Source organism: Geobacillus thermoleovorans, assembly GCF_001610955.1.
Lineage (GTDB): Bacteria > Bacillota > Bacilli > Bacillales > Anoxybacillaceae > Geobacillus > Geobacillus thermoleovorans.
Genome location: NZ_CP014335.1, coordinates 2,673,235 through 2,692,302, shown reverse-complemented (window position 1 = coordinate 2,692,302; position 19,068 = coordinate 2,673,235). Strand labels below are relative to the sequence as shown.

Here is a 19,068-nt window from a genome sequence, read left to right as displayed (position 1 = left end):
TGGCGATTTGAACATAGGAAGAGAGGCCTGCGGCGGCTCTAGCCGCGCAGGAAAACGGTTCGATTTTGATACGGAACAGGAGGAGCGGCATGAGGGAAGTGGTGATTGTTGACGCCGTGCGCACGGCGATCGGCAAGAAAAAAGGGGCGCTCTCAAGCGTCCATCCGGTCGATTTGCTTGTTCCGGTGCTGCGGGCGCTTGTCGACCGAAATGGGCTGGATGCCGGCCTGGTGGAAGATGTCATCGTCGGCTGTGTGACGATGACCGGAGAGCAAGGGGGCAACATCGCCCGCCAAGCGGTGCTCGCCGCCGGCTTTCCAGTCGGAGTGCCGGCGTTTTCCTTAAACCGGATGTGCGGCTCGAGCCAACAGGCGATTCATAGCGCGGCGCAGGCGATTTTGGCCGGCGACATCGACATCGCCATCGCCGCCGGGGTCGAAAGCATGACGCGCGTTCCGATGGGAAGCGACATGGGGCGGTTCAGCCGCCAGCTGACAAGTCGGTACAACATCGTGCCGCAAGGGATTTCTGCGGAGATGATCGCGAAAAAATGGGGATTGTCGCGGGAAGAGCTTGATGCGTTTTCCTTGCAAAGCCATGAAAAAGCGGCGGCGGCAACCGACCGCGGGATGTTTGAGCGGGAAATCATTCCGCTTGACGTGCCGGGCGAGGAGGGGACGGTGTCCTTCACCCGCGACGAAGGGATTCGGCGCGACACCTCGCTCGAAAAGTTAGCAGCGTTAACGCCATCATTCCAGCCGAAAGGCGGCGTCATCACCGCTGGGAATTCCAGCCAAGTCAGTGATGGAGCGGCCGGCGTGCTGCTCATGTCGGCAGAAAAAGCCCGGCAGCTCGGTTTGCGGCCGAGAGCCCGCATCGTCGCCCGCGCGGTCGTCGGCGAAGATCCGATTCTGATGCTCACGGGCGTCATCCCGGCCACGCGCCGCGTGCTCGAAAAAACGGGACTGCGCCTTGAGCAAATCGATGTCATCGAAATCAATGAAGCGTTCGCTTCGGTCGTCAAAGCATGGGAGCGGGAGCTCGAGCCGGATATGGCAAAAGTCAATCCGCGCGGCGGGGCGATCGCCCTCGGACACCCGCTCGGCGCGAGCGGCGCCCGGCTGATGACAACGCTGCTCCATGAGCTTGAGGACATGGACGGGAAATACGGATTGCAAGTGATGTGCATCGGCTTTGGCATGGCGACAGCCACGATCATCGAGCGGCTGTAAGCAGAAAGGAGGAAAGCGGGTTGCACGCATCACTCGAAACGGCCAAGCCAAAACCAGCGCGCGACTTTGCGGCCATTGGCGCTGCCATTGAAGAGGAGCTGGCTGCCATTACGGCGGGAAAACGGCGGCGGAAAATCATCGCTGTGCTTGTCAAAAACGGGCTTGGCATGGTGCTGGGCGACGCCATTGCCCGCAAGCTGCGAGGGAACGAGGGAGACAAACAATATTTGCACCATATCGGCCGGAGGCTGCGCCTAGCGTTTGAGGAGCTCGGCCCGACGTTCATCAAGCTCGGGCAGGTGCTTGTCACAAGGCAAGACTTATTGCCAGAGCCGATTACGCTTGAGCTGGAGAAATTGCTTGACCGGGTGCCGCCCATTGAGTTTGCCAAAATCGAATACATTTTGGAGCGGGAGCTGCCTGACGGCTTGGAGACGTTTGAATGGATTGAGGAGGAGCCGCTCGGCTCGGCGTCGCTCGCTCAAGTGTACAAAGCGAAACTTAAAGACGGGCCGGTTGTCGCGGTCAAAGTCGTGCGCCCGACGGTCGAAAAACTGTTTCAAACCGATATCGCCATCATTAAAAAAATGGCCGCCCGCCTGCAAAAGCGGCTGCCGCCTGAACTGCAGGCCGCCCTTGACCTCGGGGGGCTCGTGCAAGATTATTACAGCAGCGCCATGGATGAGCTGGACATGACGGAAGAAGCAAGAAAAATGCAAGAAATGAAGCAAAAGTACGAAAGGAGGGCTGAACATGTCACGGTTCCGCACGTGTATGAAGCGACGAAAAGCGTCTTGATCATGGAATACATTGACGGCTGGCTCATTAAAGACTTCCCTGTCGATTTTCTCACCTTCGAAGAGCGGATCAACATCATGATCGATCTTGTCCATCATTACGTGCAAACGATGCTCGACGGCCATTATCATGCGGATGCCCACGGTTCCAACATTATGATCGACAAGCGGACGAAAAAGGCGGTCATCATCGACTGGGGGATGACCGGGCGGATGGACAGCGTGATGGCGCAAATTTTGATGCGTGTCATTTTGCACATCCAGCTCAACCAGGCGGAAGACGCCGCCGAAGTGTTTATGGAACTGATGTCGCCCACCATTTACACCGATGTTGTCAAATTGAAAGATGAACTGCGGACGTTGACGTTAAACTATGTGTCCGCCCATCAAGGGAGCAGCCGCTACAACTACGGCCGCCTCGTCCTTGAAGCGACGGCGATCGGGCTCCGCAACTACTGCAAAGTCCCGAACGGCTTGGCGCTTTGGGCGAAAGGATTTTCCGCCACCGAAGGGACGGCGCGCTGGATTTGCCCGGAAATTTCGTACGGCGAAGTCGTGGAGGCGTATGAAATTCCAATTTTAAAAAGCATCCTCGGAAAGCGCTTTAATTTTCGCGCCAACGCGAGTCTTGTCGCTGAAACGGCGGAAATGATCGCCACCTTCCCGCGCCGGTTCAACAAAGTGTTGGAGACGATGGCCGAAAACAAATGGCGCATGACCGTGCAAGTCCAAACCGACCCGGTGACGCGCAATACGCTCAACCAAATCGCCAACCGTTTGGCGCTTTCCCTCATCGCGTTTGCCATCATCGTCGCCACTGGGTTTGTCATTGCCAGCATTCCGAGCGGGACGTTTTTAGGAATGGACAAAACGACGGTCGCCAACATCGGGTTGGCCGCCTCTTTCCTCTTGGTCGTGTTTCTTTGCTGGAGGCTGTTCCGCACGCGCAAGCAGCGACCATGGTTTTAACGAGAGCGTCGCGGAAATGGGAGAGACACTCCGCACGAGATCCGATTGGGCATGAGGAGACGATCAGAGCGGGATTCGCCCTCGGCAAACGTTCGTCAAAGGGAAAAAGCGCGTCAAGGGCGACGGGAAAGACGAGAAGTGGGGAGGGAGGAGAAAGCATGCATGACGATGAACAAGAACAACTGACGATGTCCAAACGAATCGAAGCGTTTTATCGGCAAAGCGGCGGACCGGGAAACCCGACGATCCGTCGGCTGTTGGAGAGGCATTTGTTGTATGGAAAAGACCATGGCATTCCCGGAAAACGGGAAGAATTTACGGACGCGTTTCGTGAAGTGTTTTTGCAGGATCATTCCACCCGCTCGCTCGTTCTCGGGCTGTTCAAGCTGAAAGCCGCCTTCCAGGACGAATGGAACGCCTACCTCGATGCGCTGCGAGGTCAAGGCGCCGTCCGTGAAGAGGAAGCGGATATGGCGGGCAAGCGGGCGTAATATGGGGATGGAAAAGGAGGAAACGACATGACGAAAGCTGCGGTATTGCACCGTTATGGGGAGCCGCTGACAATCGAAGAAGTGGAGGTGGCGAGCCCCAAGCGCGGGGAAGTCAAGGTGAAACTGAAAGCGGCCGGCCTTTGCCATAGCGATTGGCACGTCGTCGAAGGCAAGCTCCCTCTGCCGCTGCCGATCGTGCTTGGCCACGAAGGAGCGGGCGTTGTCGAGGAAGTCGGAGAAGGCGTGACAAATGTCAAGCAAGGCGACCATGTGGTGCTCAATTGGGTGCCATCGTGCGGCCGGTGTCCTTATTGCCGCCTTGGCCGGCCTGATTTATGCGAAACAGCGGCCCAGCTGACGGCGACCGGCACGCTGCCGGACGGGACGACGCGCTTTTCCCTCGGCGGAAAGCCAGTCTATCAATTTCTCACCGCCGGGGCGTTCAGTGAGCGCACGATCGTGCCGGAGCAGGCGGTCATCCCGATCCGTCGGGATGTGCCGTTTGAACTGGCGGCCTTGATCGGCTGCAGCGTCATGACTGGGGTGGGGGCGGTCATTCATACGGCCCGCGTTCGCCCGGGCAGCACAGTTGCAGTCATTGGCGCCGGCGGCGTCGGCTTCAACATCATCCAAGGAGCGGCGCTGGCTGGGGCTAAACAAATTATCGCCGTCGACATTGTCGAGGAAAAATTGGCGATGACGAAAACGTTCGGGGCGACGCATACAGTCAACGCCCGCGAGGAAGATGCCGTCAGCGCCGTGCTCGACTTGACTGACGGCCTCGGCGTCGACTACGCGTTTGAAGCGATCGGCCGCCCGGAAACGATGGCGGACGCGTACAACATGACGAGAAAGGCGGGAACGACAGTCATCGTCGGCATCGCCGCGCCGCATGAAACGGTGGAGATCAACGCCTTTTCGCTGCCATCCCAATCGAAAACGTTGACTGGTTCTTGGCTCGGCCAAGGTAATCCCCCGGTCGACTATCCGAAGCTGCTCGACTTGTACGCGGCGGGCAAGTTGAAGCTTGAACCGCTCATCAGCGCTGTCTATGCGCTCGAACAAATTAACGACGGGTTCGCCGCCTTAAAGAGCGGGCAAAACATCCGCGGCCTGATCCGCTTTGATGAATAAAAGCGCACCAAAAAAGAGCGGCAATGCCTCACGGCGGTCTTCAGCCGAAGGGCTCTGGAATGATCCGTCCCTGCCAGAAGCGGGATTCCGTAAGGCGGCCGTTCATTGGGCGACATCACCAACTTAGAAGGAATTAGGGATGGGGACAGCGCCTTTACGCGACATCACCAACTTAGAAAGGGGAAAACGATATGCCGATGTTTCAAAGTGAGCAAGAGCTGTATGACGTTCTCGGTCGCTTTTTTGAAAAAGTGGCGGAGACGGAAGAATCGAAACAATTGATCGCTGGAATGGAGTTGGGAGCTGGCTATGACGCGTTTGTCCAGTACGTGTTCCATAAGCCGGAAGCGAAAATTACGTGGACGCAAGAAAACGGGAGGCTGAAAATCGTCTGCGGCGAGACGGACTTGCGGCCGGAGCTCATTTTTGAGCAGACGGCGGATGTCGGGCATAAGTTTTGGCTTGGGAAGCTCGACTTGCAGCAGGCGCTCGCCCGCCAGCAAATCAAAGTGCAAGGCCCGCTCGTGAACGCGTTGAAAGTGCTGCCGCAGCTTGACGCCATCTACCCGGCGTACCGCGAATATTTGCAGGAAATCGGACGAAGCGATTTATTGCCGTAGCGGCCTGTTGATTCAGCGCCCGATCGATCGGGAGCGTGGAGCGATGAAAAGGAGGAGATGACAATGATTTCCGCTCAAACGACAGAAGCGGATTTATGGATTGATGGAGAATGGCGGCCGTCCTCAAGTGGCGAACGGTTTGACGTCATCGATCCAGCGACGGGCGAAGTGACGGCACGCGTCGCCAACGCTGGGGAAGACGATGTTGACGCGGCGGTTGCTGTCGCACAAGAGGCGTTTTTGGATCAGCGCTGGCTGGCGATTCCGCCGCTCGAGCGCGGGCGCATCTTGCGCCGCATTGCTGAGCTGATCCGCCAGCATCACGATGAGCTGGCCCGGCTGATGACAAGGGAAAACGGCATGCCGATCAACATGGCGCGGTTTATCGAAATTCCGCTCGCCGCCGATTGTTTCGACTTTTTCGCCTCGCTTGTCGTCAAGCCGCAAGGAGAGGTGCTGCCGTTTTCCGTTGCCGGCGCGGCGCCCGATTATATGGCGTGGACGATGAAAGAGCCGATCGGGGTGGCGGGACTGATTACGCCATGGAACTTCCCGCTTTTGATGCCGGCATGGAAAATCGCCCCGGCGCTGGCGGCGGGCTGTACGATGGTGCTAAAACCGGCGCCGGAAACGCCGCTAACGGCGCTCAAACTTGCCGAACTTTGCCAGGAAGCCGGCGTGCCGGACGGCGTCGTCAACGTTCTGCCGGGGCGGGATGAGGCGGGCAAAGCGCTCGTCCGCCATCCGAACGTGCCGAAAATCGCGTTTACCGGCGAGACGGCAACGGGGCGCCATATCTTGCAGGCGGCCGCTCCCCACATTAAGCGGGTGACGCTCGAGCTGGGCGGCAAGTCGCCGAACATCATTTTTGCCGATGCCGATCTCGAACAGGCGGCAAAAAGCGCGCTGTTTGGCGTGTTCTACAACTCCGGGCAAGTATGCCAGGCCGGGAGCCGCATTTTAGTCGAACGGCCGGCGTACGAAACGTTCGTCCAGCTGCTGGCCGACCGGGCCAACACATTGCGGCTCGGCCCCGGAATGAGCGCGCGCACCGACATTGGTCCGGTCGTCAGCCGCGAGCAGTACGACAAAGTGCTGCGCTACATCGGTATCGGCGGGCAGGAGGGAGCGAAACTGGTGGCCGGGGGGAGCGCACGGTCGGAGCTTGGCGGCTACTTTATCGAGCCAACGGTCTTTGCCGATGTCAAACCGTCGATGCGCATCGCCCGTGAAGAAATTTTTGGCCCGGTGGCGGCGGTTATTCCGTTCGAGGATGAAGAAGAAGCCGCTTCCATTGCCAATGATACGATGTATGGCTTGGCAGCAGCGGTGTGGACGAACGACATCAAGCGGGCGCTCCGCTTAGCGCGCCGGGTGAAAAGCGGAACCGTCTGGATCAACACGTATCAAGTGCTGTCGCCGACGGTCCCGTTTGGCGGCTATAAGCAAAGCGGCCTCGGCCGCGAGCTCGGGATGCAGGCGCTTGAGCCGTATTTGGAGACGAAAACCGTCATTTGTGACTTAAACGACCGGCCGATGACTTTGTTTTAAGAGAGGGGTTTAAAAGACCGGTGACAACCAGCCGGTTCGCTCGATTTGCGAGAAGCCGAAAGGGAGCGCGTGATGGTGCTGCAAAATGTTTCCGCTTGAGAAACGCGGTTGAGAGCACCTTTTTCCCTTACATCACTAGCCTTCAAAGGAGGAGAAAAGCGATGACTCGCCATGATGGATTTCAAACGGTGAAAGGAACGATCGATTGGGAGCATCCGATGTACAAATTGTATGAAAAAGCGAAGCGGAATGGGAAATGGAACCCGGCTGACATTGATTTCAGCCAAGACAAAGAAGATTTCGCCCGTTTGACAAGCGAAGAAAAGATCGTGGCGCTGCCGCTCGTCGCCGGCTTTTCCGCCGGAGAAGAGGCGGTGACGCTCGATATTTTGCCGATGACGAACGCCCTCGCGCGCCAAGGGCGGCTCGAGGATGTCCTGTTTTTAACGACGTTTATGCACGACGAAGCGAAACATGTCGAGATGTTTTCCCGCTGGCAACAAGCCGTTGGCATTGGACAAATGGACTTGTCCGTCTTCCATAACGACCATTACAAACGAATCTTTTACGAAGCGCTGCCGGAAGCGATGGATCGATTGTATACCGACGACTCGCCGCAAGCGATCATCCGCGCCGCCACGGTGTACAACATGATTGTCGAAGGAACACTTGCCGAATCGGGGTATTATACATTCCGGCAAATTCACAAAAAAGCTGGGCTGTTCCCAGGGCTGCTGCAAGGCATCGATTATTTGAACATGGACGAGGGCCGCCATATTCAGTTTGGTCTGTACACGATCCAGCGGCTTGTCAACGAAGACGAGCGGTATTACGATTTGTTCATCCAATATATGGATGAATTATGGCCTCATGTTGTCGGCTATGTCGCCTATTTGACCGAGCTCGGACAGCGCCAGCAGCAGCTCGCCCGCACATCTACGTTAGAAATCGATTATGAGATGCTGAACAACTATGTTATCAAGCAGTTCAACATCCGCAAAAAACAAATCAGCCGCACGAAGCGGTATGACAGCGTCGAGGAACTGGAAAAAACATCTGCCGAGTCCTAGAGCAGACGGGCGGGTTTCGCCCGCCCGCCTGCGTCTGGCAGAAGAAAAAATCGGTTTCGCCAGCATCCTTCTGGAGGGAACCGGAAAGCAGCAGGAGAGAAAGGGATTCGTGCCCGATGTCTGTGGCAACTGTCGGTTTCGTGGGAAACAAGGTATTTATTTTGGGGGGAATAGGGATGAAGAAAGAATCATCGGATGGGAGAAAAACAGGGGGTATGAAAAATGGGGAACTTGTTTGCGGTCAATCCAAAACGATTTGCGATTGCGGGCGGAACGGGATTTCTCGCAGTCATCGCCCTAGTTGCTATGTTGCTTCTGTCAGGGACGGCGTTTGCCGCGTTTCCGCTGTCAGGCGTCGGCGGATTTACGATCAGCGCAGATAAAATTACGGGCACCGGATTTAAACTGTATCCTGCCATCGGTGAAACGGAACAAACAGGGGCCTGGGGACAGGCAGCCATCGACTTGGCGTCGGCGAACATCACGAATTTGGTGCTGGCGAAAAACATTAACACTGAATCGGCTCTCGGCGCTTATGGTATTAAAAGCATCGATGTCGTCGTCACCGGCGGCAATGTAAGTGGGCAAAATTTGAGACTGCGCGTCACCGGCATTCAAACGGACAGCACGTCATTTGCCGGCTTGGAGGTGCAAGAGCATAAAACCGACAACCCACTCAATGTCATAGACATGAGCGCGCCGAACTTGACGCTTGACAAACCGAGCTTGAATACGCATTACCTGTCGGCGGGCTCGATCACCATTCCGAACATGAAGGTGAAATTGATTGCCAACATGAAAGATGGAAGCCGGATCGGCGACTTTTAATCCGTTCTGATCATCATTTGGATGCGAGCTGTTCATGCCCTATTCCTCCCAAAATAAATGAGAAGTTCTATTTGTCATCTTGTTTCCTGTGTCATCACGTATTCATGCACAAGGCTTGTGCGCCGCTTCTTTTCATACAGGAAGGTTTTCTTCTCATCATCGCTTTTGGCAAATGAAGGGATGGTAAAGCAAGGGGGAGCCAAGAGACGAACTGCGGCGTGTTCATGCTGTTGCTCGGCCAAAAAGGAACTGAAAACAGTTAAGGAGGCAAGATGAGATGATGAGGAAAATAGTTGAAATGGGACAAATGACGGCCATCGGTGCGCTGACGGGCGCGTTTATCAGTGGAATCGTCGTTCGCGGTGGAGTGAACGGAGCGCTGTGGGGGGACTGTTGTTGGCGGTCGTTCTCTCCTTGCTTGTCTGGTTCTTTTCTAACCGTCCAACGGCGATGGTCCGCATGAAATACGGAGCGGCTGCTTTTTTGCCGGGGATGCTTGTTGGTGGCAGCCAATGGGTGTCGCTTGGGGCTGTCGGCGCTGTGGTGGGAGGGATAGCAAGCAGCGTGCTGGCTGCTTTTTTGGCACATGACATCATCGAGAAGCAGGAAGAACAAGGACGATACATTCGCACACGGTTTCATTATATTTGGTTGTTTTTTGGAGGATCCGTTGCGACGTTTTGTGCTTTGAACGCCTTTTTTGCCGTTGAGCAGGCGGTGCCGTGGCAAACATGGGTGCGCTCCATTCCTATGGTGGTTCAGACATCGGTCGTTCTGGCTGTCGTGCTGCTTGGGTCTGTCATTTGCGTCGGTTGGAAAAAGAGAAACGCTGAAACTTGGCAGCAAGCGTGGACGTCTGCCCGCCGCCCGAGAGGAGTGCTAGTGGTTGGTGGAATGGTGGCCATCATCGCCGCTTCGCTTTTCCATTACGGCTTTTTGTCTGTCCATACCGCCGCCCGCTTCGTCGGTCCTCTGTTGTCGTATGCCTTCGGTTGGATGTTGCCGTGTGCTGTCGGGTATTTGCTTGCCGCCAACCGCCGTCGCCCTGTTTTAGGATCGGTGCTGGCGATGATTGGTGCGGTGTTTGTCTTGATTGTAGGTATCAGTGTGTTTCCAATGTTGTTACTTCCTGGAAGTGGACTGATGTGGGCTGGGCTGGTAACGGGGTTGGTGATGATCGTTTTGGCCATTTTAAGCATCATCAAGCCGCAAAGCCATGTGGTACTCGGCAGTTTTCTCATTCTTGCTTCCATTCTTTCGTTTGTCGGTGCAGCCGGCGGCCTGATCATCGGGGGCATCATCGGTCTTTTGGGCGGTGCGCTGGTGGCGGGATGGAACGGACGGCAAGCGGGGGAGACGGACAGCGACTATCCTCCTCCCGCTTCACCTCTTCCCAACCGCTCATCAACGATGACGGGATGAAGGAGGAGACAAATGAAATCAAGCAAATGGTTGAAAACAGCGCTTCTCGCTTTGACGCTTCTTCTCTGCCTGCCGCTTGGCGGTTCGCGTTCGCTCGCCGCCGGGGAGGAACAAGGATTTGTCATTCATGCTGATAAAGTCGTCGGCATCTTCGATTTGGGGGGCATCATTCTTGGGTCGCCGAAAGTGATCGTCGGCAAGCTTCCAATTGCCTTCATCCAAGCGGACATCAGCGGATTGTCAATGGAACGAGCCATCGACACGCCGCAAGGAACAATCGTGCTGTCGATTCGATCGGAAGGAACGGCGAGCGCTACTTGGATGAAGCTTGATGTGACGAAATTGAAGTTCGGGGGCCTTTGCTTGGATGGATTTCCGCTTAAGCAGTGTTTGAGGGACGTCACATTGGTGGCGACGAAGATGACGGCCTCCCGCCTCTCCATCCCTGGCATGTCGCTGTCGGCTTCATCTTCTGGCGCCGCTTTGGCGCCAGCGGAGCAAAGCGCGCTTGAACAAACCGATCTCGCGCAAGAAGCGGAACGGCTCGTCTGGCAGCTGGATGAACAAAAGCAAGGCGACAACAGCGCCGCCCGCATGGTCGAGACGCTGCAAGCAGACGTCCCGGCGTTGGCAAAGCGCGTCAAGGCTAGAGCAGCTGAATGGCAGGCGTTCGCCGAAAAGCTGGACGCTGTTTCGGCTTCCCTCCAACAGCTTGAGCAAGTCATGGCGGGCGGACGAACAGCTGAAAGCGTAGAAAGAGCACAATATGAAGAAATCACGGTTCGCCTGCAGGAGTGGAACGAAATGATCGATCAACAAACGGCTGCCCTTCGACAAGATATCGAGAAATGGAAAGAACAAGACGCTCTATGGAAGAACGCAGTTTCGTATGCAACAGAAACGTTGAAGCTTGGAGAACAATCAAAAGCGATGAATCTTCTTTCGGCTTTGCGTTCGTCGCTTGATAGCGTCAAACAACAACTTGACAAGCTGGAAACGGATGAAGCAGTTTGGCGCAAAACGGCGAACGAGCTTGAACAGCGGCTGAATGCAGTGGCTGAATGGTTGAAGTCCAAACCGGCTGCCGAAGCGAACAGCACGGATGGACGTTCTCAGCCCCCGCTTCCTTCGCCGGGAGCAGATGAGGAAGGAAAACGGTAAAGACATAGAAGGTTGGTAATGATAGAAAAGAAATGCTCTTCTTGAACTGCAAAACGATACAACGCTTTTTTCATCTCAAAGCGACAAGTTCGCGCAATGGTGGTTTTTTCACCGACCTTATAGGAAACGAGGGGCAAGGCGTTTGGCTCCTTGCCCTGTTGGTGTAGACCGATTTCAGCAAGAAGCGCTCATGCCGCCGCTGTGTTAAATGATTCCGTCGCGAATCGCTTTGACGATGGCTTCTGTCCTGTTTTTGGCGTTCATTTTTTGCAAAATGGCGGACACGTAATCGCGCACCGTGTATTCGCTCAAATGAAGCCGTTTCGCCGCTTCGTACGTCGATGCTCCTTCGGCGACGAGCTTCAGCACTTCGATTTCCCGCGGCGATAAATGCGGCGTCGGCTGAACGAGATCGGAACGCCCTCCGCTGCATTTGGCCAAAATCTCCCCCGCGCTTTGTCCGAATTTCATCACTGCCGTGTAAAGATCATTGGACAATTGAAAGGACGTCTTCGGCCCGCAATCCAAAATGGCGGCGCCGATAAGCCGATTTTCCGACGGCGCGTAAATGGGAGCGATGACGATCGATTCCAGTTGAAACTGCTTGACGTATTTCATCGGCAATCCTTGCGCCGCATGGCGGACATAAATGGGCGGCACGTTCGTCATCTGGCGGCCGAGCAGCTGCAGCTGTTGGATGTATTGCTTAATGAACGGAAGGCTGTCGATGTGTTCGTGAATGCTTTTGATGTCATGATTGTCCAGCTGATAGCCGTACAGTCCGAATCCGCTTTCATGAGTGCTTGAATAGGCGAACAGGGCACATCGTTCAAATGGCAAGTAAGCGACAAATCCGGTTGAAATGTACTCGATCGCTTCGTTCAGCGATTTGGCCCGCATAATCCATTGGTCAAACAACAAGACGGCGTCTTTCCAAAGCTGCTGCTCTTTTGTGCGGATGGCAGCCTTCCGGGCGGCATGAAACTGTTCGAGGGTGTGAAGAAGAAACGGGGTGACGAGCCGATCTTCCCCTTCCGCGCAAACGAGCAACAGATCGCCCCCCCATGGGAGCGGAATCAATCGCGTTCCACTCGCATCGATGCAGGAAAGAATACGTTCACATAAAGCGAAAATCGTTTCTCCATACATCGGTTCTTCTGTGAGCGCATCGGCCGCGCTTCCATGCCATTTGGCGACGATGAATCCGCCATCAGCTGTCCTTGCCAGCTGGGCGATCCATGCGATCGGCAGTTGCTTGGATGAAACGATTTGCGAAAGAAACTGCTCAAAATCGAATTCGGGGCAGCCAGACGCATTGACGGACTCAAGAAGTTTGGAAAAAACGTACTGAACGGCTTGATGAACGCGAAATTCTACAACACCGTCCGATTGGATGGCTTCGTGAACCGCGTTTTCCATCATCGATAAAATGGAGGTGAACTGGTTGGGCGACAGCTCGCCGTTTCGTTTTTCCCACTCGCGGCGAAATGACGCCAGCCATTCATCGATATCATTCATGGGATCAAGCCATTGCGAAGAGAACACGTCAACGGCAAGCCGCAAAGGATGGGCGGCAGCGTGCTGCTTGTCCTCTAGCTCGACGCATTTGTCCAGCCAAGCGGAGAAAATGTCGTCGCGGTGCTTCCGAATCATCTCCCATCCTTCTTTCAAAATGGCTTCTAATCGGATTGACAAGCGCAAGTCCATTCGTTTTCCCTCCTTAAGTTTTTTTTTTGTTTTTGTCCAACCGATATCATTGCTTCCGTTTCGGGTATCGATCGTTCCATACAATTGGGCGTCATGGGCGTCGGATGTTGGTTGATGCCGGGAGAGAAAAACGAGTGCAAAGATGTTGGGAACAAGAGAAACCGGTTGCGGAAAGTCCTATGATCATCGTGGTGATATATATTAATAATATTATAACAATTCTGCCTATTATGATACAAATGGTTTGCGAACCGTATTTGCGTTGTGTACGATAAGAGATAAAGAAACGAAAGGGGATCATAAACGGATGAGCACGACCGAACATAAACAAGAAGCCCCCAAAACCGTCCGTTGCAAAGTCATCACCGTCAGCGACACGAGAACGGAGGAAACCGACCGAAGCGGCCGGCTGATGATCGAGCTGCTCACGGAAACCGGGCATGAGGTCGTCGGCTATGAGATCGTCAAAGACGAAGCGGACGCCATTCGCGAGGCAGTGCTTGACGGCTGCCGCCGCGCCGATGTCGATGCCGTGCTCACGAACGGCGGCACCGGCATCGCCAAGCGCGACGTGACGATCGAAACGGTCGGTGCGCTGCTTGAGAAAGAACTCGTCGGCTTTGGCGAGCTGTTCCGCTTCTTAAGCTACACCGAAGACATCGGCCCGGCCGCCATGCTGTCGCGCGCTGTCGCCGGCGTGGCGATGGACACCGCCGTCTTTTGCACCCCCGGCTCCACCGGCGCCGTGCGCCTCGCGATGACGAAGCTCATTTTGCCGGAGCTTGGGCATGTCGTGCGGGAGATTCGGAAGGATAGGGCGCCGCGTTGACGAAAAGAGAACATAAGCGAAAAAGGGGATGCCCGCTGCGGGCATCCTCTTTCATTCATCAAGCCTTGATGCATTTTTCCCGCTCTTGATTGCGCAAGATGAACCGCTGGATTTTTCCGCTTGGCGTTTTCGGCAGTTCGGCGACAAATTCGACTTCGCGCGGGTATTCATGCTTGGATAAGCGCGTTTTGACGAACAAGGACAGCTCGTCGGCCAGCTCGTCCGACGGCGCAAAGCCTTCTCTGAGCACGACAAACGCTTTGACGATTTCCCCTTTGACGGGATCCGGCTTCCCGACGGCGGCTGCTTCGACGACAGCCGGATGCTCAAGGAGGCAGCTTTCAATTTCAAACGGCCCGATGCGGTAGCCGGCGCTCGAGATGATGTCGTCCGCCCGTCCTTGGAACCAGAAATACCCGTCTTCGTCTTTTGTCGCCAAATCGCCGGTCAAAAACCACTTGCCGACGAGCCGCTCGGCGGTTTTTTCAGGGTCTTTCCAATACCCCTTAAAGACGTTTGGGATCGAGTCGGTGTTAAAGGCAATTTGTCCGACTTCGCCGTCGGCGACTGGGGTTCCATTCTCATCGAGCAGGGCCACGTCAAAGCCCGGCAGCGGCCATCCCATCGAGCCTGGCCGGATTTCCATCTCGGCGGCGTTGAAGTTTCCGATCAGCATCAACGTTTCTGACAAGCCATAATGGTCATGGATCGTAACGCCCAAATGCTCTTGGAAAAAGCGGATGACTTCCGGATTGAGCGGCTCGCCGGCCGAGCTCATGGCGCGCACGTTCAGTTGATAGCGGCGAATGACGTCCGCGCCGGCCGCCGCCATCGCCCGATACGCGGTCGGGGCGTACGCGAAATTGGTCACCCGGTATTTTTCCATCAAGGAATAGCACGTCTCCGGCTTAAACGGCCCTTCGTAAAAGACGATCGGCACACCAAAGGCCATCGGCGCGAAGGTGCAAAAGATCAGCCCGTACGCCCAGCCCGGATCCGCCCCGCCGAAAAAGACATCGTCATCGCGCAGGCCAATCGCATAGCGCATATACGGATAAATGTTGATGAGCACGTTATGCGGCCACATGGCGCCTTTTGGCATCCCGGTCGAGCCGGACGTATACTGAATCGCGAGCAGATCGTCGACCGTCGTTTCTTCGATCGAGTGCTCAGTCGGCATCGATGAAAGCGTTTCCCAAAATGGCTGGTCTTGATCATGAGACGATCCGTCAATGACAAAAATGTGCTCCAATGTCGGCATGTTGTCCCGCGGCGGCAGTTTGGCGCGCTGTTCCTTGTTCGTCAAGAGGACTTTCGCCTCGGAATGATTGATGCGATATTCAATCGCCTGCGGGCCAAACGCGGTAAAGAGCGGCACATACACGGCGCCGACTTTCCAAGCCGCCAAAATGTAGACGACAAGGGCCGGGTTTTTCGGCATCAGCGCGCAGACGCGATCCCCTTTTTTCACGCCCAGCTTGCGGAACACGTTCGCCATTTGGTTCGACCAATCGCGCAATTGCCGATAGGTGATCGTTTTTTGCTCTCCTAAAGCGTTTTCATAAAACAGCGCAATGCGATTCGGATCCTCGGCATACCGGTCGCATACTTCGTGGGCGGCGTTGAACCGTCCGCGCGGATCGCCGTCGTAGTGGGCGAATGCCTGATCCCAAGAAAACGATTGAATGATAGAAGCGGGTGATAGATGGTTGGCCATGTCTGATCCCTCCGTTGTGTGAAAAGGAGTCAAATCAATAATAATTGAAATAAAAATAAAATTCAATATATTTTTGGCGGATAATAAATGGAAATCGTTTGAGAAAGGGGATAGAATGAAAAAAGAGGAGCTCTCCAGCTTGAGTGCTCCTCTTCAATCGCCAAGAAAGCTTTCGTTTGCGACAGCGTATCCTTCGTCATCGCGGCGGAATCCGCCGCATCAATCCTCGATCTTCTCGTCAAAATTGTTGCGGCCGCATGGTTTGTCTGCCGTCTTCAAAAAGGGGACAAGCGGCATCGGCGCTCATTTGTTATGGGGTGTTATGGTTTTTCGACCCGCTTTTTTCCGTGTCGGCGATGAAACGGATGGAGCGGTGCGATACCAAATCCATAAATCGTTGACGATCGAAGCGAGCTCGGCGATGTCAGCATTGAGCTGGCACGAGCGCGCAAAATCCGCTTCTTGGCCGAGCGCGTCTTGTTTTTCGTTGATTTCCCGCTCCAGTTCGGCGATGCGGTCGGGGATCAAGCCGCGGATCGTTTCCCATTCCAGTAAAATCGCCTCTTGTTCGTTTGGGCTGTAGTCCTCCCAAGGCTTGTCCAGATGCGGCAGGCGGATGCCGAGCCGTTTGTCTTCGATGAAGATGCCGTTCATCCTCATGGCCTCCTTTTCTTCTATTATACGAAACGTCCCCATAGAGCGTGGTGGAATTTTTATGCTTTTTCAGGAATACGTATTGAAAAATGATCCGAAAGCTGATAAAGTGATAATGTATTAAATTTGAATATTTATTTATGTTTAAGTATATTTATTTGACAAGAGAGGAGAACGACCATGGCAAATCCGAAATTGGTGCTGGCATACTCTGGTGGTTTAGATACATCAGTTGCGATCAAGTGGCTTCAGGAGCGCGGCTATGATGTGATCGCGTGCTGCTTGGACCTTGGCGAAGGGAAAGACCTCGATTTCGTGAAAGAAAAAGCGCTCAAAGTCGGCGCGATGAAATCGTACGTGATCGACGTCAAAGACGAGTTTGCGAACGAGTATGCACTCATCGCCTTGCAGGCGAACGCGTTGTACGAAGGGAAATATCCGCTCGTTTCGGCGCTGTCGCGTCCGCTCATCGCGAAAAAACTCGTTGAAATCGCCGAGCTTGAAGGCGCGGTGGCGGTGGCCCACGGCTGCACGGGGAAAGGGAACGACCAAGTGCGCTTTGAAGTGTCGATCAAAGCGCTCAATCCAGATTTGGACGTGATCGCCCCGGTGCGCGAGTGGAGCTGGTCGCGCGAGGAAGAAATCGAATACGCGAAAAAGCACGGCATTCCAATTCCGGTTGACCTTGACAGCCCGTTTTCCATCGACCAAAACTTGTGGGGACGAAGCAACGAGTGCGGCATTTTGGAAGACCCGTGGGCGGCGCCGCCGGAAGAGGCGTATGAGCTGACGGCTTCGCTTGAGAACGCGCCGGATGTGCCGGATGTCATCGAGATCGGCTTTGAACAAGGCGTGCCGGTGACGTTAAACGGGAAGGCGTATCCGCTTGCGCAATTGATTTTGGAGCTGAATGCGTTGGCCGGCAAGCATGGCGTCGGCCGCATCGACCACGTCGAAAACCGCCTTGTCGGCATCAAGTCGCGCGAAGTGTACGAATGCCCAGGGGCGATCACGCTCATTAAAGCGCATAAAGAGCTGGAAGACTTGACATTGGTGAGAGAAGTCGCCCATTTCAAACCGATCATCGAACAAAAAATCGCCGAAGTCATTTACAACGGCCTTTGGTTCTCACCGCTGAAAGACGCGTTGGTCGCGTTTTTGAAAGAAACGCAGAAAAACGTCACCGGCGTCGTGCGCGTGAAGCTGTTTAAAGGCCATGCGATCGTCGAAGGGCGCAAATCGCCGTTCTCGCTCTATGATGAAAAATTGGCAACATACACGTCCGAAGATGAATTTGACCATCAAGCGGCGGTCGGATTCATTTCGCTGTACGGCCTGCCGACGAAAGTGCACAGCATCGTGAACAAGCAAAACAAGGCGTCAGTGCCGACCGGCCAATGAAGGAAAATGAAGGGAACTTCATGAAAGGAAGGAGGAAGTCGCATTCCTCTGCGGCGAGATTCGTGAAAAAGCTTTGGGGCGGACGGTTTACGAAAACAGCGGAAGAATGGGTCGACGAGTTTGGCGCGTCGATCCCATTCGACCAAGAGCTCGTTGAAGAAGACATTGAAGGCAGCCTTGCCCATGTGACGATGCTTGGCGAATGCGGCATCCTGCCTGAAGGCGATGTAGAGCAGATCAAAGGCGGGCTCATCCGCCTGTTGGAAAAGGCGAAGCAAGGGGAGCTCAAATTTTCCATTGCCTACGAGGACATTCATTTAAACATTGAAAAAATGCTCATCGACGACATCGGACCGGTCGGCGGCAAGCTGCACACTGGACGGAGCCGGAACGACCAAGTGGCGACCGATATGCATCTATACTTGCGCAAGCGGGTTGAAGAGATTCTCGGCCTCATCCGCGGGATGCAGCGGGCGCTTGTCGCTCAAGCCGAAAAGCATGTCGAAACGATCATGCCCGGATATACGCATTTGCAGCGGGCGCAGCCGATTTCGTTCGCCCACCATCTGCTGGCTTATTTTTGGATGCTCGAGCGCGACTATGAGCGGTTTTCCGAGTCGCAAAAGCGCATCAACCGCTCGCCGCTCGGCGCCGGGGCGCTCGCCGGGACGACGTTTCCGATCGACCGGCATCGGACGGCGGAGCTTTTGGGCTTTGCCGATATTTACGAAAACAGCCTCGATGCGGTGAGCGACCGCGACTTCATCATCGAGTTTTTAAGCAACAGTTCGATGCTCATGATGCACCTGTCGCGGTTGGCCGAGGAGTTGATTCTTTGGTCAAGCCAAGAGTTTCAGTTCATTGAGCTGGATGATGCGTTTGCGACCGGCAGCAGCATCATGCCGCAAAAGAAAAACCCGGACATGGCCGAACTCATCCGCGGCAAAACCGGCCGCGTGTACGGCCACTTGATGGCGCTCCTCACGGTGATGAAAGGGCTGCCGCTTGCTTACAATAAAGATATGCAAGAAGATAAAGAAGGCATGTTTGATACAGTAAAGACGGTCATCGGGTCGCTGAAAATTTTCACCGGTATGATTGAGACGATGAACGTGCGCACGGACGTGATGGAGCGGGCGACGAAACAAGACTTTTCAAACGCGACCGAGCTTGCCGATTACTTGGCCGCGAAAGGGGTCCCGTTCCGTGAGGCGCATGAAATCGTCGGCAAGCTCGTCTTGCATTGCATCGAACAAGGCGTCTTTTTGGCTGATTTGCCGCTTGACGTGTACAAAGAAGCGTCGCCGCTTTTTGAAGAAGACATTTATGACGCCTTGCACCCGCGCACGGCCGTCAACCGCCGCAACAGCGCCGGCGGCACCGGTTTTGCCGAAGTGCGCGCGGCGCTGGCGAAGGCGAAACAGTTGCTTAGCACCCCGTAACGGCGGGGTGTTCTTTTTTGACCGTCACATGTTTTCGCATCGG

General features: G+C 55.0%; 16 protein-coding genes. 13 read left to right on the top strand and 3 right to left on the bottom strand.

Annotated features, from left to right (window positions below; all coding sequences use genetic code 11):
* The first annotated feature begins 89 nt into the window (after positions 1-89).
* The 10 genes from GT3570_RS13585 to GT3570_RS13540 all read left to right on the top strand — a co-directional run bounded on the left by GT3570_RS13585 (position 90) and on the right by GT3570_RS13540 (position 11,275).
* On the top strand, positions 90-1,232 hold the full coding sequence (locus tag GT3570_RS13585) for a thiolase family protein (RefSeq protein ID WP_023633825.1): 1,143 nt from the start codon (positions 90-92) through the stop codon (positions 1,230-1,232).
* A 20-nt stretch (positions 1,233-1,252) separates the two neighbouring features.
* Positions 1,253-2,998 (top strand): ABC1 kinase family protein, encoded by a 1,746-nt coding sequence (locus GT3570_RS13580; RefSeq protein ID WP_062898875.1) that lies wholly within the window; start codon positions 1,253-1,255, stop codon positions 2,996-2,998.
* Positions 2,999-3,156: 158 nt separating this feature from the next.
* A complete protein-coding gene (locus GT3570_RS13575) occupies positions 3,157-3,489 on the top strand; it encodes a hypothetical protein (RefSeq protein ID WP_062898874.1) in 333 nt (110 codons plus the stop codon).
* Positions 3,490-3,516: 27 nt separating this feature from the next.
* Positions 3,517-4,623 (top strand): Zn-dependent alcohol dehydrogenase, encoded by a 1,107-nt coding sequence (locus GT3570_RS13570; RefSeq protein WP_062898873.1) that lies wholly within the window; start codon positions 3,517-3,519, stop codon positions 4,621-4,623.
* 191 nt (positions 4,624-4,814) lie between these two features.
* On the top strand, positions 4,815-5,243 hold the full coding sequence (locus GT3570_RS13565; RefSeq protein WP_062898872.1) for a hypothetical protein: 429 nt from the start codon (positions 4,815-4,817) through the stop codon (positions 5,241-5,243).
* 63 nt (positions 5,244-5,306) lie between these two features.
* On the top strand, positions 5,307-6,794 hold the full coding sequence (locus GT3570_RS13560) for an aldehyde dehydrogenase family protein (protein WP_062898871.1): 1,488 nt from the start codon (positions 5,307-5,309) through the stop codon (positions 6,792-6,794).
* A 131-nt stretch (positions 6,795-6,925) separates the two neighbouring features.
* Positions 6,926-7,864, top strand: a complete 939-nt coding sequence (locus GT3570_RS13555; RefSeq protein WP_257722325.1) for a R2-like ligand-binding oxidase — start codon at positions 6,926-6,928, stop codon at positions 7,862-7,864.
* 222 nt (positions 7,865-8,086) lie between these two features.
* A complete protein-coding gene (locus tag GT3570_RS13550) occupies positions 8,087-8,692 on the top strand; it encodes a DUF6230 family protein (RefSeq protein ID WP_062898869.1) in 606 nt (201 codons plus the stop codon).
* Positions 8,693-9,088: 396 nt separating this feature from the next.
* Entirely contained in the window at positions 9,089-10,114 is a 1,026-nt protein-coding gene (locus tag GT3570_RS13545; RefSeq protein WP_318258039.1) for a DUF6114 domain-containing protein, read from the top strand.
* A 12-nt stretch (positions 10,115-10,126) separates the two neighbouring features.
* Positions 10,127-11,275 carry a hypothetical protein gene (locus GT3570_RS13540; RefSeq protein WP_062898868.1) on the top strand — a complete coding sequence of 383 codons (1,149 nt, stop codon included), beginning with the start codon at positions 10,127-10,129 and terminating at the stop codon, positions 11,273-11,275.
* A 204-nt stretch (positions 11,276-11,479) separates the two neighbouring features.
* On the opposite strand, the gene GT3570_RS13535 is transcribed toward GT3570_RS13540, so the two are convergent.
* Entirely contained in the window at positions 11,480-12,982 is a 1,503-nt protein-coding gene (locus GT3570_RS13535) for a response regulator transcription factor (RefSeq protein WP_062898867.1), read from the bottom strand.
* Between the two features lie 307 nt (positions 12,983-13,289).
* On the opposite strand from GT3570_RS13535, the gene GT3570_RS13530 reads away from it, so the two are divergent.
* On the top strand, positions 13,290-13,811 hold the full coding sequence (locus GT3570_RS13530; RefSeq protein WP_062898866.1) for a MogA/MoaB family molybdenum cofactor biosynthesis protein: 522 nt from the start codon (positions 13,290-13,292) through the stop codon (positions 13,809-13,811).
* Positions 13,812-13,869: 58 nt separating this feature from the next.
* Here GT3570_RS13530 and GT3570_RS13525 read toward each other — a convergent pair whose 3' ends face one another.
* Both GT3570_RS13525 and GT3570_RS13520 read right to left on the bottom strand, forming a co-directional pair.
* Positions 13,870-15,528, bottom strand: a complete 1,659-nt coding sequence (locus GT3570_RS13525; protein ID WP_062898865.1) for an acetate--CoA ligase — start codon at positions 15,526-15,528, stop codon at positions 13,870-13,872.
* A gap of 303 nt (positions 15,529-15,831) precedes the next feature.
* Positions 15,832-16,182 carry a hypothetical protein gene (locus GT3570_RS13520; RefSeq protein WP_021322120.1) on the bottom strand — a complete coding sequence of 117 codons (351 nt, stop codon included), beginning with the start codon at positions 16,180-16,182 and terminating at the stop codon, positions 15,832-15,834.
* A 180-nt stretch (positions 16,183-16,362) separates the two neighbouring features.
* Between GT3570_RS13520 and GT3570_RS13515 the strand changes: the two genes are divergently transcribed.
* The gene (locus GT3570_RS13515) at positions 16,363-17,583 is read left to right on the top strand and encodes an argininosuccinate synthase (protein ID WP_011232231.1); all 1,221 of its coding nucleotides are present in this window, start codon (positions 16,363-16,365) and stop codon (positions 17,581-17,583) included.
* Positions 17,584-17,645: 62 nt separating this feature from the next.
* Complete coding sequence (gene argH, locus GT3570_RS13510) at positions 17,646-19,025, top strand: argininosuccinate lyase (RefSeq protein WP_021322121.1); 1,380 nt, start codon at positions 17,646-17,648, stop codon at positions 19,023-19,025.
* Positions 19,026-19,068: the final 43 nt, after the last annotated feature.

Bases quoted from the DNA above. Each gene is read 5' to 3' on its own strand.
- GT3570_RS13515 (WP_011232231.1), top strand. From the start codon at position 16,363: ATGGCAAATCCGAAATTGGTGCTGGCATACTCTGGTGGTTTAGATACA.
- GT3570_RS13525 (WP_062898865.1), bottom strand. From the start codon at position 15,528: ATGGCCAACCATCTATCACCCGCTTCTATCATTCAATCGTTTTCTTGG.
- GT3570_RS13540 (WP_062898868.1), top strand. From the start codon at position 10,127: ATGAAATCAAGCAAATGGTTGAAAACAGCGCTTCTCGCTTTGACGCTT.
- GT3570_RS13550 (WP_062898869.1), top strand. From the start codon at position 8,087: ATGGGGAACTTGTTTGCGGTCAATCCAAAACGATTTGCGATTGCGGGC.
- GT3570_RS13570 (WP_062898873.1), top strand. From the start codon at position 3,517: ATGACGAAAGCTGCGGTATTGCACCGTTATGGGGAGCCGCTGACAATC.
- GT3570_RS13520 (WP_021322120.1), bottom strand. From the start codon at position 16,182: ATGAACGGCATCTTCATCGAAGACAAACGGCTCGGCATCCGCCTGCCG.
- GT3570_RS13585 (WP_023633825.1), top strand. From the start codon at position 90: ATGAGGGAAGTGGTGATTGTTGACGCCGTGCGCACGGCGATCGGCAAG.
- GT3570_RS13575 (WP_062898874.1), top strand. From the start codon at position 3,157: ATGCATGACGATGAACAAGAACAACTGACGATGTCCAAACGAATCGAA.
- GT3570_RS13530 (WP_062898866.1), top strand. From the start codon at position 13,290: ATGAGCACGACCGAACATAAACAAGAAGCCCCCAAAACCGTCCGTTGC.
- GT3570_RS13535 (WP_062898867.1), bottom strand. From the start codon at position 12,982: ATGGACTTGCGCTTGTCAATCCGATTAGAAGCCATTTTGAAAGAAGGA.
- GT3570_RS13560 (WP_062898871.1), top strand. From the start codon at position 5,307: ATGATTTCCGCTCAAACGACAGAAGCGGATTTATGGATTGATGGAGAA.
- GT3570_RS13565 (WP_062898872.1), top strand. From the start codon at position 4,815: ATGCCGATGTTTCAAAGTGAGCAAGAGCTGTATGACGTTCTCGGTCGC.